General features: G+C 56.0%; 15 protein-coding genes. 9 read left to right on the top strand and 6 right to left on the bottom strand.

Going from position 1 to position 17561, the window contains the following annotated elements; translation table 11 throughout:
• Positions 1-38 precede the first annotated feature (38 nt).
• Positions 39-677 (top strand): Cj0371 family chemotaxis-regulating polar lipoprotein, encoded by a 639-nt coding sequence (locus J2I48_RS17445; protein ID WP_207336762.1) that lies wholly within the window; start codon positions 39-41, stop codon positions 675-677.
• 27 nt (positions 678-704) lie between these two features.
• Here J2I48_RS17445 and J2I48_RS17440 read toward each other — a convergent pair whose 3' ends face one another.
• A complete protein-coding gene (locus J2I48_RS17440; protein ID WP_207336761.1) occupies positions 705-1739 on the bottom strand; it encodes a sugar phosphate isomerase/epimerase family protein in 1035 nt (344 codons plus the stop codon).
• Between the two features lie 48 nt (positions 1740-1787).
• On the opposite strand from J2I48_RS17440, the gene J2I48_RS17435 reads away from it, so the two are divergent.
• On the top strand, positions 1788-2954 hold the full coding sequence (locus tag J2I48_RS17435; RefSeq protein WP_207336760.1) for a glutathionylspermidine synthase family protein: 1167 nt from the start codon (positions 1788-1790) through the stop codon (positions 2952-2954).
• 16 nt (positions 2955-2970) lie between these two features.
• Here J2I48_RS17435 and J2I48_RS17430 read toward each other — a convergent pair whose 3' ends face one another.
• Together J2I48_RS17430 and J2I48_RS17425 are read right to left on the bottom strand one after the other, a co-directional pair.
• Positions 2971-3435, bottom strand: coding sequence for a copper resistance protein NlpE (locus tag J2I48_RS17430; RefSeq protein WP_207336759.1), 465 nt, complete (start codon positions 3433-3435; stop codon positions 2971-2973).
• Between the two features lie 57 nt (positions 3436-3492).
• Positions 3493-4665, bottom strand: a complete 1173-nt coding sequence (locus J2I48_RS17425) for an LLM class flavin-dependent oxidoreductase (RefSeq protein ID WP_207336758.1) — start codon at positions 4663-4665, stop codon at positions 3493-3495.
• Between the two features lie 112 nt (positions 4666-4777).
• On the opposite strand from J2I48_RS17425, the gene J2I48_RS17420 reads away from it, so the two are divergent.
• The 4 genes from J2I48_RS17420 to J2I48_RS17405 all read left to right on the top strand — a co-directional run bounded on the left by J2I48_RS17420 (position 4778) and on the right by J2I48_RS17405 (position 8543).
• On the top strand, positions 4778-5284 hold the full coding sequence (locus J2I48_RS17420) for a VOC family protein (protein ID WP_207336757.1): 507 nt from the start codon (positions 4778-4780) through the stop codon (positions 5282-5284).
• Positions 5285-5514: 230 nt separating this feature from the next.
• Positions 5515-6399 (top strand): c-type cytochrome, encoded by an 885-nt coding sequence (locus J2I48_RS17415; RefSeq protein ID WP_229376411.1) that lies wholly within the window; start codon positions 5515-5517, stop codon positions 6397-6399.
• Between the two features lie 36 nt (positions 6400-6435).
• Positions 6436-6861, top strand: coding sequence for a DsrE family protein (locus J2I48_RS17410; protein WP_207336755.1), 426 nt, complete (start codon positions 6436-6438; stop codon positions 6859-6861).
• A gap of 11 nt (positions 6862-6872) precedes the next feature.
• Positions 6873-8543 (top strand): bifunctional metallophosphatase/5'-nucleotidase, encoded by a 1671-nt coding sequence (locus J2I48_RS17405; RefSeq protein WP_207336754.1) that lies wholly within the window; start codon positions 6873-6875, stop codon positions 8541-8543.
• Between the two features lie 161 nt (positions 8544-8704).
• On the opposite strand, the gene J2I48_RS17400 is transcribed toward J2I48_RS17405, so the two are convergent.
• Both J2I48_RS17400 and J2I48_RS17395 read right to left on the bottom strand, forming a co-directional pair.
• The gene (locus tag J2I48_RS17400) at positions 8705-10390 is read right to left on the bottom strand and encodes an alpha-glucosidase (RefSeq protein WP_207336753.1); all 1686 of its coding nucleotides are present in this window, start codon (positions 10388-10390) and stop codon (positions 8705-8707) included.
• 81 nt (positions 10391-10471) lie between these two features.
• Positions 10472-12823 (bottom strand): PSD1 and planctomycete cytochrome C domain-containing protein, encoded by a 2352-nt coding sequence (locus J2I48_RS17395; RefSeq protein WP_207336752.1) that lies wholly within the window; start codon positions 12821-12823, stop codon positions 10472-10474.
• Positions 12824-13006: 183 nt separating this feature from the next.
• Between J2I48_RS17395 and J2I48_RS17390 the strand changes: the two genes are divergently transcribed.
• Complete coding sequence (locus tag J2I48_RS17390) at positions 13007-14485, top strand: M28 family peptidase (RefSeq protein ID WP_207336751.1); 1479 nt, start codon at positions 13007-13009, stop codon at positions 14483-14485.
• Between the two features lie 99 nt (positions 14486-14584).
• On the opposite strand, the gene J2I48_RS17385 is transcribed toward J2I48_RS17390, so the two are convergent.
• Positions 14585-15613, bottom strand: coding sequence for an MBL fold metallo-hydrolase (locus J2I48_RS17385; RefSeq protein ID WP_207336750.1), 1029 nt, complete (start codon positions 15611-15613; stop codon positions 14585-14587).
• 117 nt (positions 15614-15730) lie between these two features.
• Between J2I48_RS17385 and J2I48_RS17380 the strand changes: the two genes are divergently transcribed.
• Both J2I48_RS17380 and J2I48_RS17375 read left to right on the top strand, forming a co-directional pair.
• Entirely contained in the window at positions 15731-16663 is a 933-nt protein-coding gene (locus J2I48_RS17380) for a helix-turn-helix domain-containing protein (RefSeq protein ID WP_207336749.1), read from the top strand.
• Positions 16664-16770: 107 nt separating this feature from the next.
• Entirely contained in the window at positions 16771-17532 is a 762-nt protein-coding gene (locus J2I48_RS17375; RefSeq protein WP_207336748.1) for an SDR family oxidoreductase, read from the top strand.
• Positions 17533-17561: the final 29 nt, after the last annotated feature.

Here is a 17561-nt window from a genome sequence, read left to right as displayed (position 1 = left end):
CCTGACGTTTAACCTACTAAACCTGCTCTGCAAACACCATGACTTCCATTCGTCGACACTCGCTTATCCGGCGGGTACAAGACATTACCCTCGGCACCACCCTCACCTTGGCCCTGCTGGGTGGCACCACCATGTTGCAAAGTTGCGGTAGCCGCGATGAGGGCGACTACGGCGACGGCACGGCCGAAGAAACCGTGACCTACAAAAAAGGCGTTCGGTCGGTAATCACCGAAACTGCGCCCAGCCAGTTTAAAATTACGGACGAAGTGGAAGCCGATCCCAGCCAATCAGGGGCCATTGTCAATTACAAAGATGGCCACTCAGATACCCTTGGCGTGGAAGCAGCGCGGAAACTGGTGCAGAGTGACCCCTCGACCCGCGAGTATTTCAACAACCCCAACCAGTATGGGCAGCACCATTCCAATGGCCTGGCCAACGCCTTGCTGTGGGGTGGTCTGGGCTACATGATTGGCCGTAACCGCACACCCAGCTACAACGAACAACGTTATAGCTCAGGAGTTTACGCAAACAACAGCCTTTATAGCCGCTCGCGTGGCGTGGGCGAGTCGGTTCGTTCGTCGCGGGTGGTTACCAGCCGCCCCAGCGGTGGCCGCAGCGGCTTCTTCAGCCGTGGCCGCAGTGGGGGTGGTGGATTTGGTCGGGGGTTTGGGGGATAAGTTTGAAGTTTACAGCAAACCGTAAACTCACCCTAGAATCTTCCGGCAGTAGTCTACGCATTTTTTCACTTCGGCCACAGAGGTAGACCCTTCCGGTATTTTGTATTCCAGCTCGACGGTGGCGGGGAAGGCGTATTTCTGGTCGCGCATGAGTTTCAGCACGTCGGTCAGCGGGGTGTCGCCCTGCCCCCAGGCAAGGTTTCCTTTGCCGTGGGCGGGGTTCTGCCGGTCTTTGATGTGCATACTCGAAATGCGGTCGTGCTTTTGCCGGATCAGTCCCAGCGGGTCGGGTTGTCCGGCGGCGATGTAGTGGCCCAAGTCGAGGTTCATAGCGTTGCCCGGCGACTGCGCCAGGGCCGTATCCCAGAAGGTGGGCGTTTGCTGTTCGTGGCCGTGGTACCCCACCCGGATGCCGTGCTTTTGGGCCATCTGCCCCAGTTTCAGGGTTTGGGCATCGTTGCCGGGGTGTTCTACCGTTACCTGATTGGCCCCCAGCATCTTTGCCGCTGCCATGCCGTAATTGATCTCGGCGTCGCTGTTTTGTAGACCAAAGGCGTCGGGCTTGAAACCGTAGATGGTGACACCCGCGTTGTTGTACAGCTTACGTACCTGCTCAAATTTGCTCATCGGAGCCGATAGCCGCCACTTTTGCAGTTCGCTTCGGTAGGCCTTGGCTTGGGCGTCGGCATCGGCCAGTTGCTTTTGCTCATCATCGGTGAGGGGCTGTTTCTCAAAGCGTTTGCGCATCAGCGGAAACATCGTGCGCATATCGACGGTGTTTTTTGGGGCACCAGCAAAGCTTTCTGCAGGGCCACCCATAAGTTCAATAGCACTGATGCCGCTGTCGAGCACATACTGTAGCGTAGCCTCGGCGCTTTGGTCGGGCATGTCGCGGAAGGAGTAAGTGATAGTGCCAATTTGCACCCCACCGATGCGCGAATTGGGCTTGTCGAGGTGGCGGATGATGGCCGGTGCGCCAAAAATTTTGCTCGAAGTCAGCACGGTCCCGCTAATAAGGGCCGTGGCCGTACCTAAAAACTGGCGGCGATTGGAGATGCTCATAGTAGTTTAATAGAAGGTCGTTCAAACGTGTTAAGTCCCTCAATGCCTATGCTTACTCTCCGTTCATTACCACAAGCACCTACCAATCAGCTCCGTAACCTGGGCTGGGACTGGATGCTGGGCACCGATACCCTACCCTACCTAACCAACGAAGCCGTGGTGGTGACTGCCGCCGAAGCAGATGCCTTTGCCGACGCGGCAAACACCCTGTTTGAGATGCTCGTGGCCGCCGGGCAACTGGTGATCGATCAGAACCGATTTGCCGAACTGGGTATTCCCGATAACCTGGTCGAGCTGATTCGTCACTCCTGGAATGACGACCGGAATATCTTGCTCTACGGTCGGTTCGACCTGGCCGGTGGTGTTGATAATCAAGCGATTAAACTCATCGAGTTCAACGCTGATACGGCTACCTGCCTGCCCGAAACGGCGGTGGTGCAGTATGCCCATTTGCGGGCTAATGGCCTGGACGACAGCCAGCAGTTCAACGGCTTATTTGAGACGCTGGTAAGTCAGTTTGCCGAACTGAAACGCCAGAACGACGACTTAATGCCTACGCTGCTACTCTCGGCCATGCGCGATACGCCCGAAGACGACACCAACATTGCCCTGCTGGGCGAAGCCGCCCGCGAGGCGGGTTTTGAGGTAGCATTTGCGTACGTAGATGAGGTAGAATTTTCGGCAGAAGAAGGTATCTACCAGTTCGCCAACGGTGAATTCACGCGTTATGATTTCTGGTTTAAGCTCATTCCCTGGGAATACATCGCCCACGACGAACCCGAACTAGCCAACATCCTGACCCAGATTGTGCAACAACGCAAGGCCGTGGTAATTAACCCCGCCTACGCGCTGCTGTTCCAGTCGAAAGCAATTCTGGCCGTTCTTTGGGAGTTATATCCCCACCACCCGCTGCTACTCCGAACTGACATTCGGCCATTAGCCGGACAGCCGTCGGTAGAAAAAGTGCTTTTTGGGCGCGAGGGGGCTAATATCCGTCTGCTCGACGCCGATGGGGAGGCCACCACAACAGTAGACGGCGATTACGGCGACTACCCCAAAATCTACCAGCAGTATGTCGATTTCCCGCAGGACTCAGCAGGTCAGCGGTACCAGGCCGGCGTATTTTTCGCGGGCGAAGCGTGTGCCCTCGGCTTCCGGCGCGGCGGGCTGGTGCTCGACAATACAGCCCAGTTTGTGGGGCATGTGGTGGAGTAGTCTTCTGTTTATTGTCCTACTCCGTTTTTCGCAAAATATAGCGCCTTGCCGATGGCCCTAATACTTTAGTGCCATCCATATCTAATTGTGAAATAGTATTGTTGCCAACAAGGTATTTATTGGGTTGGTCAGTAACGCCATTGAGCGTAATTAATGAATCGGCTTTGTTCCACGAAAAAGAGCCTTGTTTGGTAATTGGTTTTTCGTCGTCTTTTCCTAAATAAATCGTCATCATCCGATACGTCGAATCGGGCTTCAGATCTATTTCCAGCTTGATACCTGAGCAGCCAGCGCATGGCAACGTTCCTTTATAAGTGCCCTGATAATCAACAGATTTCTTTTTGGTAATCTTCGGGGCAATGCGTGAACTGTCTAGGTTGTTAAAGATCGTATCCACCATCGACGTGGTGTCTTCTTTTGGTTTTGGATCACAGCCAGTAATAAATGCAAAAAGCAGAAATAATGACAGATGGTTCTTCATATTCTTTTCTCGTTGAAAATGGAAAAAGTCATCAGTAACATCCGAACGACTAATAACTTAATATGTCAACTCACCAAATGTAAGGGGTGTTTTGGGCGTGTGTATTGGTCGGCGATTTTGTAAATCGCCGAGGCGAACATTGGGTAAATGCGGCAGCACCAGCCGACCAAAGTATTCGGATTCTTCGATGAGCGGATAGCCCGACAACACAAACGACCGTATGCCCATGTCCATGTAACGATTCAACTGCGCTAAAATTTGGTCAGGCGTACCCACCAGCGCCGCCCCGCAGCCCGACCGTGCCCGGCCAATGCCCGTCCACAAAATCGGCTCTACAAAACCCTCATCATCAGCCGTTTGGCGCAACTCGTCCTGCCGCACCACCCCCAGCGATTTGCTGTCCTGCGCGCGGTGTTTGAGGGCTTCGGCCTGCTGCTGATCAAACTTCGACATCATACGCCGGGTCCAGGAGCGGGCTTCGGCCTCGGTTTCGCGCACCACCACGTGCACCCGCAACCCGAAATCGAGCGTCCGGCCGTGGCGTTCGGCGCGGGCCGACACGTCCTGCATGGTGGCCATCAGGCTTTCTTCGGCTTCGGGCCACATCAGAAACACGTCGCAGTGCTGGGCGCAGACTTCTTTAGCCCCGTCGGCAATGCCGCCAAAATAGAGCAGCGGCCCGCCGTTTTGCTGGTAAGGTGTCGCCGGAGCAGCAGGCAGGTTTAGTTGACCATAGACCGGTCCGTCGTGGATGATGCGGTCGCCGCCGGCCCAGCTTTGTTTCAAGATCTGGATGGTCTCGGTGCAACGCTGATACCGCAAACCGGCATCTTCCCGGTAGCCGGGCAGGTCAGAATTAATAATATTGATCGTCAGTCGGCCTTTCAGCAGGTGGTCGAGCGTGCTCAGGGCGCGGGCCAGCATGGGCGGATGCACCTCGCCGGTGCGGATCGCCACGAGCAAGCTGATGTCGGACGTGAGGCAGGCTACGGCGGCGGCAAAGGCCACCGGATCCTGCCCAACAATGAAGGATGTGGGCAATAATATGTTTTTAAAACCCTGACGTTCAGCCGTTAACAGAATGTTTCGGCAGTGGTCGAAGTTGCTGCGCCGGTCGGGATCGAGTTGGCCAAGGAACTCGGTATCGCCCCCACAGAGGTCGCAGAACCAGGCAATTTCGGCCACGCGTTCTTGGGTACGGATGTGAACGGGCGTGATGATGTCAAGCATGAAGCAAAAAATTAAACGGTATCGGTTACGAATGTCGAGGTATGCGAATCAACAACCTACTTGGCAGATTGACAAAGCAACTCGTAATTCGTGCTTTTCCGGGTGTAAACGTATGAAACGATTCGTAGGGCTGTTACTGAGTATCGGGTTGCTTTTTTTGGTCAGCGTAACCCAGGCGCAGTCGCGGTTGGGTGTGTTGCGGTGCGCCTACGTGGCCCTGCCCGTGAAAGACCTGTCGGCTAGTCTGACCTTCTACAATACGGTGCTTGGCCTTCAGCCGGTGGCGGTTCCATCGGCGTTAGCCAACAGTCAGGCGTGGTTTAATATAGGTGGCGGACAACAGATCCGGCTGATCGAAGGCCGTGCCGACGGCGGTGCCATTGGTGCTACTAATTCACGTATTGCATTGGTAGTGAGTTCATTGCGCCAAGCCGAACAGCAGTTACGCCAGCGTAACCCGGCTGTGGCGCGGCAAGTGGGCCTGGCTGGCAAACCCGTTATCTACATCACCGACCCCGACGGCTACCAGCTTGAGCTAAGCGAGGGCAAAGCCGAAAGCCCCGGTTTCCTGCAATCAGCCGCAAAGACGCTCTGGAAATCGATCACTACGGTGGAGTAGTGTATGCTAGGTTGATTGAGCCGAATACAGGATATTGGCTGGCAATCAGGCGAGATTTTCGTTCATTCGTAGTTCAACTCCGCCCGGCCTACATGAAGCTATCTGGTAAGCACCCATTCTTCCGTGACCTGACATACGTCGTTGGCTTGTCGGTTTGCCTGTTAAGCTTATTGCTAGTAGGCTGGCGAGTGATACCTGCTGTGCCAACTCCGCCAATTGTTGCCTTGATAATGCCGCCAGACTCTAATTTCACAAACCTCTGGACCGCCCCAACCGAAGCTCAATTAAAACGGCTGCCAACCAATCAGCAGTCCCTGATTCGGTATGGACGCGACCTGATCGCCCACACGGCCAACTACCTGGGGCCGAAGGGGTCGGTGATGCGGATGTCGAATGGTATGAACTGCCAAAACTGCCATCTGAATGCCGGTACGCAGCCCTGGGGCAATAACTACGGCGCGGTGCAGGCCACCTACCCCAAGTTTCGGGAGCGGTCGGGCACGGTCGAAAATCAGGTGAAGCGGGTGAATGATTGCTTTCAACGCAGCCTGAACGGTCGCCCGCTCGACTCTACCAGCCGTGAAATGCGGGGCATCCTGGCGTATATCAAATGGCTGGGTAGCGATGTGCCGCCTAAACAGATTCCGCGTGGGGCGGGCCTGTTCAAACTAAAAGGCCTGTCTCGCCCCGCCAACTCCGACAAAGGGCTGACCCTGTACACTCAAAAATGCCAAGTGTGCCATCAGGCCAACGGCGAGGGGGTGCTGGCCGAGGGGGGTAAGAGCTACACCTACCCGCCGCTGTGGGGAACGCACAGTTACAATCAGGGCGCGGGGCTATTCCGGCTGTCGAACCTGGCGGGCTACGTGCGCTACAACATGCCCCTGGGTGCTACCTACGAAGCTCCGCAACTCACCGACGAAGAAGCCTGGGATCTGGCCGCCTACATCAACTCACAACCCCGCCCCGCTGGCGACATCAGCCGCGACTGGCCCAACCTGGCGGGTAAGCCGTTCGACCATCCCTTTGGCCCCTACACCGACCCATTCAGCGAACAGCAACACAAGTACGGGCCGTTTAAGCCCATCAAAGACTGGAAGGAAGCCCACAAATAAATTCGTCAACCCCGCTAAACGCCGACTGGCTCGCGTATGAAAAAATCCCTGTTTCTGTTCTCTATTGGCCTGTTTTTGCTGGCCACACCCACACTGGCACAAACCAAACCCGACGCTAAACAACACCGGATTGTGTTCCACCTGGCCTCGGCCGACACCGTGGTACACCGTACGCTGGTGAGGCAGCTTAATAATCTGCTGGAGGTGTGGCCTAAGGCCAATATCGAGGTGGTGGTTCACGCCTGGGCGCTGGGTTTCATGCGGCTCGAATCGACGGTATCGCCAGAGATTAAGGTGTTGTCTGAAAAGGGTATTGCCTTTGCCGTCTGCGAAAACTCGATGCGGCGCAGCAAGCTCACCAAAGAACAAATGCTGAAACAAGCCTCGTATGTACCCGTCGGCCTGGCCGAGCTGGTGATGAAGCAGGAAGAAGGCTGGTCATATATCAAGGCTGGCTACTAACCCCACCCCCCATGACCACCAGACGATCTTTTCTACAAACGGGTTTGCTGGCTGGCGCTTCGGCTGGTATACCATTATCGGCTGTTAGTCAGCCTGTTAAGGCAGAGATAGAGGCGCAGCAAGGGCCGGGTAGTGGCACCATTACGCTCCTGCAAACCACCGATGTGCATTGCCAGCTACACCCGCACGACGAGCTGTTTTGGGAAAAGAATCAACTTACGTTTCGCAAAACGGGGGGGTACGCGCACCTGGCCACGGCTATCGAAAGCATCCGCCAGAAGAATCCGGCCAATACGGTGCTGGTCGATACCGGCGATATGTTTCAGGGCAGTATGCTCTCGGTGAAAACCCAGGGTGAAGCCTTCGTGCCGCTGCTCAATGCCCTTAATTATAATTTGTTTTTGCCTGGTAACTGGGAGGTGGTCTATTACAAAAAGGCCATGCAGCACCTGCTAGGCGGGCTTCAGGCACCCAAGGTATGTACCAACATGCACCACGACCGGGGCGACGGCCAAAAGGGCGAACTGATCTTTCAGCCCTATCAGACCATGCACCGGCTGGGCGTGAAAATCGGTTTTCTGGGCTATACCGACCCGCTGGTGCCCATTCGGCAGTCGCCTCTGTACAGCAAGGGTATCGTGTATACCAAACCCGACGAGAGCATCAAATACTGGGTCGATGTGCTGCGGAACCAGGAGCAATGCGCTGTGGTGATTGTGCTGGCGCACCTGGGGCTGTCGCAGCAACTGGCCCTGGCCAACCACCCCGACACCGAGGGCGTAGACTACATCTTCGGGGCCGACACGCACGAACGGGTGCGCAAGCCTATTCAGGGCAAATACGCCAAAGTGGTTGAACCCGGCGCGTTTGGTTCGTTTATCGGCCGTCTCGACCTCACGGTGAAAGATGGAAAAGTAACCAGCGAACGCTACGAACTGCTGGAGGTAGACCCCAAAAGATACCCCGCCAACCCCGCCGTGCAGCAATTGGTGGAGCAGCTGGAAGCCCCTTACAAAGCCGACATTAACCATGTGCTGGGCTACAGCACTGAACCGCTCTATCGCAATTTTGTAGTCGAAAACACCATCGACACGCTCATCACCGATGCCCTGATATGGAAGATTAAGTCCGACGTGGTGCTGTCTAACGGGTTCCGGTTTTGCCCCCCGCGCACCGCTGGTCCCGACGGGCGGGTGGCCATCACGGAGGGCTATCTCTATGACATGCTGCCCGTTGATGCCCGCGTACGAACGGCCAAAGCCACTGGTAAACAAATACTTGACTGGCTGGAGCGCGAACTGCAAAATGTCTTTGCGCAGGATGCCGCCAAACGGCTGGGCGGCTGGGTGGTGCGTTTCAAAGGCATGGAAGTTGACTTCAAGGCCTACGCCCCGGCGGGTGAGCGGGTGCAGGCCGTGCGCATCGGTGGCCAATCCCTCGACCCGGCCCGAATCTACACCCTCGCGGCCTGTGAGCGCGAAGGAGACCCCGCCGATATGCTGTGCCGCCTGAAAGGCGTGAGCGACGGGCAAAACACCACCGATACCATGCATTCGGTGGTGAAAGAATATCTGGCTGCTTCGTCGCCGGTTAGCCCCAAACTGCCCCACGCCGCCCATATCATCGACGGCCCCCAAACCCTGCTCTCGCAGGTGTATGGCGTTGATTATCAGTTTAGTTAAGGAAGGGGAGGGGTTTGTGGTTTTGCTGACGCCTGGCCCCTCGACTGCGCTCGGGGTGACAACAACCTTGAATCAACTCAATGGCTTGAATCTAGTTACCTGTCACCCCGAGCGCAGTCGAGGGGCCAGGCGTCAGCCAACTACAAACTACAAACCACAAACTACAAACTATACTCCCCAACCAACACCCGCGCTTCCCAGGCGCGTAGCTCACTATGCTCGTCACCGTAATTTCCCAGCACCAGATTGCCAGTTACACCTACGGGAACAAGTACGTTTTCGGACGAAAAATTGACGACGGTAATGAACCTAACCTTATCCAGTACCCGCTCGAACGCCCAAACGGTGGGGTGATCGGGGAGCAGATCGCGGTAGGTGCCGTGGTGCAGGGCGGAGGTCTGCTTGCGGAGGTGAATTAGGCGTTTGTAGTAAGCCAAAACCGACTGGTTATCAGCTTGTTGCGCAGCCACATTAATAGCCGTTGTATTGGGATTGATCGTCAGCCAGGGTGTGCCGGTGGTGAATCCTGCACCCGGCCGGTCCGGTGAGTCACCCGTCCACTGCATGGGGGTGCGGGCGTGGTCGCGGGCAATGCGGTTGGCGGTGGTCAGAAATGTATCGGCCAGGCTGGGGTTGGGTGCCACCAGTGCCTGCCAAGCGTTGCGCACCTGAATATCGTCGTAGTCGTCGATGTTCGTAAACGGGCAGTTGGTCATGCCGATTTCGTCGCCCTGATAGATGCCCGGCGTACCCCGTTGAGTGAGCAGCACCGTGGCCAGCGCCGTAGCCGATTGGTAATGAAACCGGTCGGGATCACCAAAGCGGCTGAGTACGCGGGGGTTGTCGTGGTTGCCGAAATAAACGTTCTGCCAGCCCGCACCCGAATCCGTACCATGCTCAGAGACAGGCGTTTGCAGCGCAGTGTTCCATTTGCTGAAGATGGCTTTCAACTGCGGCAGCGTGAACTCCGGCGCAGGATCGATGAAGCGGTACTCTTCGCGCGGCACAGCATGGTCGAAGTGGTAGATCATGCCCAACTCGTGCCGGTTGTCGCCTACATACAAATTCGCCTCATCTGCCGACACACCGAAGCCTTCGCCAATGGTAATCAACCTGTTGCCGTCATGAGTGGTGTAATGCGCCAGCACTTCCCGGTACATTTCCTGCAAGAATTCGTGAATACGCGGCCCGTTGGCGTGGATGGTCAGGTCGCCAAAGCGGCCTTCGGGGTAATCGGGGAAATTGGGGTCTTTCGACAAGAACGGAATCACGTCCATCCGAAACCCGTCTACGCCCTTGTCGAGCCAGAACCGCATCATCTGGTAAATCTCCTGCCGCAGCCGGGGGTTCTCCCAGTTGAGATCGGGCTGCTTTTCGGCGAACAAATGCAGGTAATATTCCCCCGTTTGCTCATCCCATTTCCAGGCCGGGCCAGAAAAAAACGACTGCCAGTTGTTAATCTCTTTTCGCCAGATATAATAATCCCGATACGGGTTGTCTTTGCTCCTGCGGCTTTCCTGAAACCAGCGGTGTTCGTCGGAACTGTGGTTGACTACCAGGTCCAGAATCAGGTTTAGGCCGCGCTGGTGCGCCCCGACCAGCAGTTCCTCAAAGTCGGCCATAGTGCCGAATTGCGGCATAATAGCTTCATAATCAGCAATATCATAGCCATTATCGGCGTTTGGCGACTGGAAAATGGGGCTAAGCCATAGGATGTCGATGCCCAGATCGGCCAGGTAATCGAGCTTGCCAATGATGCCCCGCAAATCGCCCACGCCGTCGCCGTCAGCGTCGGCAAAAGAGCGCGGGTAGATCTGGTAAATAATGGATTCTTTATAGTCGGGCATTACTATTTCTGCGCATAAGTTTTGGCTAAAGTAAGCACAAGCTTTCTCCTATTGGCCGCCTCGTCTGCGTTCCGTACTTTTTCAGTAAATCAACTGAAATTCGGGGTGCAGGCTGATAGCCCAAATCAGGTCCTGAACGCCTTCGGTGCCCGGTTGTGCGCCAATAATTCGCTCGGCAACTGCTTGCTCTTTTAAGGTTGGTTCACGAGCTAACGCCTTCTTATACAACTGTTTAACCAATACATCTGCCGCCGGATACCTTGTTTTCCATTGCTGTGCGGCGCGGCTGAGCGCTTTGTTAAACTGCTCACCATTGGTCAGTTCCAGCGCCTGCAACAGGTTCGCCTGCGACGTCCGGCTGGTGCTGACGGTTTCGCGGTTGGGCCTACCCAACGCGGTCAGGAACGGGTCATTTTTCACGAAAACGGCCCGTGCAAAAGGCATCTCCCGCCCAATCTGTCTGGGCAAAAGCGTCGTCACCACCGCCGAGTCGGGATAGATCGGGGTAAACACGGCGCTGACAGCATCGGCAAATTGTTCGGCGGTGAGTCGGCGGCGCACCATGCCCGTGAATACAAAGCCGGGGGCCATCAGCGCATCCGGGTCTTTTACGCCAACAGTGGGTAGCTGGTAGGTTCGGGAAGTCAGGATTTGGGCCAGTAACGCCTTGATATTGTATCGGTTAGACACAAAGTCAGTGGCCAGCCAGTCGAGTAGATCCTGGCTCCAGGGTTCGTTGTCCATCACGTCGACGGGTTCCACTAGGCCCCGGCCCATTACCTGCGCCCACACCCGGTTCACCACCGTGCGGTAGAGCCGTCCATTTTTGGGCTGCACCATAAACTCGGCCAGTTGGCGAAGGCGTTCAGCCGTTGGTGCCTTTCCGTTGATGGTACCCAGCTGTTGAAAAATAATTTTCCGGTCGGCCATCTTTCCGGTTGGTTTGTCGCAGCGGTTGATCTCCAGAATCGTGTCGGAAAACACATTAGCGAAAGCATAGGCGTCGGCCAGTTTCCAGTCGCTGATGAAGCTGTCGTGGCAGGAGGCGCACTTCAGGTTTAGCCCCAGCAGCACCTGCGACACGTTTTGGGCCGCCTGCATCTCGGTTTTCTGACTCGCGTTGATCGTGCCGCGCCAGTGAATCCCCTTGATAAATCCCGCCGACGCTTTGGTGGGGCTAACCAACTCCCGAACAAACTGATTGTAAGGCTTATTGGCCTTCAGCGAGGTGTAGAGCCAGTTGGTAATGTCGAACCGGCCACCCGTAATATAGCCCGTGCCGGTGTAGTCGTTGCGTAGGGCGTCGTTCCAGAAGGTCATCCAGTGCTGGGCGTAGTCGGCATCGCGGGTTAGCAGCTCATGCACCAGCCGTTCCCGCTTGTCAGGCCGGGTATCGGCTGTGAAGGCGCTTACCTGCTCCGGCGACGGCAACAGCCCCACCACGTCCAGATACACCCGGCGCAGGTACGTCTGGTCATCCACAGGAGCTTTCCAGGCAATATGGTGCTGCCGAAAATACACGTTCACAAACCGGTCGACGGGGTTTGTCAAGTCAGCGGTGGCGGGGGGCAGAGCAGGAGTACGGGGTTCCAGCGCAGCCACACGATACAGGCTCTTTTCCGGGCCATTGGGCCAGGGCGCACCCTGTTTTATCCAGAATTCGAGCAAAGCGATCTCACTATCGGTCAGTCGCTTGCCTTTGGTGGGCATGGCATCGTCGTGCCCGGCGGGGAGTTTCACGCGTCGAATGAGGTCGCTTTTTTCGGGAAAATGGGCCACCAGCACAGGGCCATCGTCGCCGCCTGTCATCACCGCCGCCCGACTGTCGAGCCGCAAACCACCTTTCACTTTATTGGCCCCGTGGCAACTGTAGCAGTTGTGGGCCAGAATAGACCGTACGTCTAGATTTAGCTGCGCCACCTGCTTGGCATCAAGCGGTTGACCGGTGCTGGCGAAGGCAAATTTCGGGTCGGCGGGCGCGGTGGCGGGCTGGCCGGAAGGTAGCACGCTGCTGAGGTAATCGTCGCCGTGGGTAACCATGGCCCCGTAATGTCCGGCCAGGCTGAGGCCAATAACGGTTATGGCTAATAAGCTGCGGTACAGCACGATACGCTTTGCTTGCAGGGCAATGACCGTCAGGAGCGCGAGGGCCATGGTAGCTACACCCAGCCATTGGTGGGTGGCAACGGTGGCCCCGGTATAGCTTTCCTGATTGACCAACAGCAGCCCCAATGCCGCCGCCACAACCGCGCTACCAGCTCCGATCCAGACCATAGCCCGAACACCAGCCCGCCACTCGCCCGACCGCCGAAATGCCCCAACCAGTTCGAGCAAACCCGCGACGCATAGCAGCCCAACCGGAAAATGAACGATAAGCGGATGAAGCCGCCCCAGCAATTGCCAGAGCCAGAACGATGCAGCTAGAAGGGTCATTACACGTTGATGCTGATTTAGTTAATAACCAGTGTGTCAACCTATTTTACTGATGTGGCTTTGCGAGTGTTGGCTTCGCGTCCGGACGCGAAGCCAACACTCGCAAAGCCACATCATACCTTCTTTATCACTGCATTTATGTAGAATAGGCTACTTTCGTTCTTCATCTAACCGACTGTTTCTGTGATCAACCTTACTCAACGTATTGGGCTGGCCGCTCTCCTACTGTCTCTTTCTTCGTGCGCCGTTTTTGCCCAAAAAGTGCCTTCAGACAACCGGCAGGCTATTAAAGAGGCCGACATTAAACGTGATCTCTATAAACTGGCCGATGACCACTTTCAGGGGCGCGTGGCGGGGTCGCTCAACGAGTTAAAAGCCTCAGCCTGGATCGCTGAGCAACTGCGGGCCATGGGCCTGCAACCGGCTGGTGATGACGGCACCTACTTCCAGTTTTTCCACATCCAACGTACCCGAGTGAGCGAAACGAGCCGGTTTGTGCTGGGCGGCAAAGCCTTTACCTACGGCCCCGACGTGATTGCCCTGGCCCCCGCCATTGCCTCGGTTGACGCCCCACTAGTGTACGTCGGCACGGGCACCCCCGCCGACATGGCCAACGTCGACGTGAAGGGGAAGGCGGTGGCCATTCTGTTTTCGGGCAACCCACCGGGCGATCTGAGTTTCCGGCGGTTTATGCTGAGCACCATGAACAAACGCGCTGCCGAATTGGTCAAAGCCGGGGCCGTGGCCACCATTTTTATCTCCGACGACCGGGCGCAGGCGGTGTATAACTGGTGGAGCAGCGCTATGGAAATGGGCCGGTATGACCTGCCGGGTGGCCCCAACACGCGGGTATTTTCGCAGGCGCCGCTGCTCTGGATGCCCGCCGACAAGTTGCCACTGGTGAAACAGCCTAATCAACAGTTTACCAACGTGGTGAACGTAGAAAGCTTTAGCTACCCGTCGGTGAATATTGTGGCGAAACTGCCCGGCACTGATCCTAAACTGCGCGACGAAAATGTGCTTATCAGCACCCATCAGGACCACGACGGCATTCGGCGGGCTGTGGCCGGTGATTCGATTTATAACGGGGCCGATGATAACGCTACGGGTTGCGCGGCGGCGCTGGCTATTGGCCGGGCGTTTGTGCAAAAACCAGGCAAGCGCAGCCTGCTGATCGTTTTCCACGGCGCCGAAGAGCGCGGTTTGCTGGGGTCTCGGTATTTTGTGGAACACCCCATGGTGCCCAAATCAAGCATTGTGGCGGTGTTGAATGGCGAAATGATGGGCCGCAACAACCCCGATTCAGCCGCCTTGCTGGGGTCGCAACTGCCGCACCGCAACTCGATAGCCTTGGTCAACGACGCGATGGAAGCCAATAGGGCCGACACGAAATTTAAACTTGACACGCTCTGGGACCGCCCCGACCACCCCGAAGGCTGGTATTTCCGGTCGGACCACCTGCCTTATGCCCGCGCGGGTATCCCGGCTATTTGCTTCACCACGCTCCTGCACCCCGACTACCACACCCCCCGCGACGAACCCGCCCGCATCGACTACGCCAAGCTCACCCGTATGACCCGCTGGATGTACCTCACCGCCTGGCGCGTAGCCAACGGCGCCACGAAACCGGCTGTGGATGTGGGGTTTAAGCTGGAGCGGTGAGAGAATAGTGATAAGTGCTGAGTGGTAAACGGTGAGTTTGCTTACGCCATAGTAGTTACGCTAGCGTAAGCAAACTCACCGTTTACCACTCAGCACTTATCACTTATAAACAACCCCCTTCCCTTCTACCGGCACGGTGAAGCGTTGGAGGGGAATTTTTTGCTTCAGGAGTTCAGCCGTCAAGTCATCGCGGGGTTCAAACAGGCCGTCGTCGCCCTGCTGGAAAGTGCCAAAATGAATGCCCACAGTCTGCGGACGACCCAGGTCGGAAAAGGCCTGCACCGCCCCGATGGGCGACATATGCACCGGGGCCATAAACCACGTGGGGCGGTAAGAGCCAATGGGCAGCATGGCCAGCTTGACGGGGCCAGATGGGCTTTGCGCGGCGCGTTGGGCAATTTTGGGAAATAAATCGCCGTAGCCGGTGTCTCCCGCGAAGTAGATCGTGCCAAACCGGGTATGAAGCAGATAGCCCGCCCAGAGCGTTCGGTCACGGTCGCCCATGCCGCGGTTGCTGAAGTGGCGGGCCTCAGTGGCGGTTACGGTCAGGTTGGGCAATACCCGCAGCGTGTCGTTCCAGTCCAGTTCACGGGTGGTTTTGCCGCCTACTTTTTTAGGTAGGTAGGACACTCCCAGCGGCGTAACCATGAGTGGATTGAAATCCTTAGCTAGTCGTTTAAGGGTGTGTAAATCAAGGTGATCGTAGTGGCAATGGCTCAGCATCACCACGTCGATAGGCGGCAGATCTTCGTAGCGGATGCCGGGCGGACGGCGGCGTTTGATACCCAGCCATTTGGTGGGACCAATCTTGTTGCTCCACACAGGGTCGGTCAGGATGTTGAGGCCGTCGGTTTGCAACAGGAAGCTGGAATGACCTACAAACGTGACCACCAGACTGTCGCCGTAGATGCGGGTTTGGGGTTTGGGTCCGGGCTGCGCATTGGGGTTGTCTAGCCAAGGGCCTTTGTCGCGGTGGAGCAGCCACTTGAACAGTCCCCCCTGCCGCACCACGGGTGGGCCGGTGTTGACAAATTTTTTGCCATTGAAATGGTCCGTCACCGGCCCTTTGTAGCGCGGGGCGCAGGCGGCAAGCAACAGAAAGACTAACGTTGAGTAGCGGCGAATCATTGGCACAACAGGATTATGTGGTCAAAGTACGACAAGCCCGGCCGAAATGATAACAGCTACTCAAAAAGCCTGCTTGCCATAAAGAAGCTATATTTGAATTTTATAACTGATCATGCTATGAACATCACCTCTGTAGAAAGCTTTTACCAGCAGATTGCCTTCGGGTCGGAAACCGAATTACAGGCGCTCTTGCCAAAGGGCATCAACAAAGAAATTGGGCACTTCAACGTGTTTAGTCAAGATGATCTGCGTGAACGCCTGAAGCAAAAGCCGGGCATGCCCTACAATCGCCGTGCCTACTACAAGATCAGCCTGATCTGCGGACGCAACCGAGCCGAGTATGCCGACCGGGTGATCGACATTGACAAAAATGCCCTACTGTTTGCTACGCCCAAAGTGCCCTATCATTATGTACCACTCGACGCCAATCAGTCGGGCGGCTACTTCTGCATCTTCACCGACGAGTTTTTGCTACAAGCTAAAAGCGGCGTGGTACTCGACGAGCTACCCATTTTCAAACCAGGAGGTTACCCCGTTTTTGGGCTGACAGACGACGATACAGCAGACATTGCCTATATCTTCCGCAAAATGCAGAAAGAAATAGGGTCAGATTATGTTCATAAATATGACTTACTGCGCAATTATGTAGTTGAATTAATACACTACGGACAGAAGTTGCAACCGGCCACGTCGCTCTATCCAACCCATACGGCTTCGGCGCGCGTATCGTCGTTGTTTATTGAACTCTTGGAACGGCAGTTCCCGATTGAGTCGCCGCAGCAGCAGTTAAGTTTGCGCACGGCCAAGGATTACGCCGACCGCTTGGCCATTCACGTAAACCACCTCAACAAGGTGCTGAAGGAGCATACAGGCAAAACCACCACAAGCATCATCAGCAGTCGGATTGCGCAGGAAGCCAAAATTCTACTGAAACAAACTGACTGGAACGTGTCGGAAATTGCCTACAGCCTTGGGTTCGACGAAGTGGCGCACTTTTCAAATTTCTTCAAAAAACAGACATCTCTTTCGCCGGTGGCTTTCCGGGCGTGAAGGGATTGATTTGAATTTTGCAAACATCGGATTGATGCTTGCAACAGTCTGGCTTTGGGTAGGGCAGACCTTTGTGGCGTATTTATTCACCCTCAATTGTCTAACACATGGCAACTCCCAAACTAGCACTCGTTACCGGCGGCAGCCGCGGACTGGGCAAAAACATGGCCCTCAGCCTGGCCAAAAAAGGCATCAACGTATTGCTGACCTACCACAACAATCAAACCGAAGCGCAGGCCACCGTAGCCGAGATTGAGGCCCTTGGTCAAAAAGCCGCCGCCCTGCAACTGGATACCGGCGATGTTTCACGCTTCGACGCGTTCTTTGGCGAAGTGGCTACCGCACTGCAAACCACTTTCGGCACTGACCGTTTCGATTTTTTGATCAACAACGCGGGTACGGGTGTGTACGCCACTTTTGCCGACACCCAAGAAGCCGATTTTGATCAGTTGATGAACATCCACTTCAAGGGCGTCTTTTTTCTGACGCAGAAGGCATTGCCCTACCTGAACGACGGCGGACGGATCATCAACATCTCAACGGGGCTGGCCCGGTTTGTAGGCGTGGGCTACGCGGCCTATGCCAGCATGAAAGGCGCTATTGAAACGCTCTCGCGCTACATGGCACAGGAACTGGGCAGCCGGGGCATTTCCGTCAACGTGGTAGCGCCCGGTGCTATCGAAACTGATTTTGGTGGCGGTGTGGTACGCGACAACCCGGAGATTAACAAGCATTTGGCCCAACTAACGGCACTTGGCCGCGTAGGGCTGCCCGATGACATTGGCGGCGTTGTGGCGTTCTTGTGCAGCGACGATGCCCACTGGATCAATGGGCAACGCATTGAAGTGTCGGGTGGACATCGCCTGTAGCTCTACATCCGATCAGTACATATACCATA

It is taken from the genome of Fibrella aquatilis (assembly GCF_017353255.1).
In the GTDB taxonomy this organism is placed as follows: domain Bacteria; phylum Bacteroidota; class Bacteroidia; order Cytophagales; family Spirosomataceae; genus Fibrella; species Fibrella aquatilis.
The sequence above is the reverse complement of the archived record's forward strand: the minus strand, read 5'-3'. Positions and strand labels throughout refer to the sequence as shown.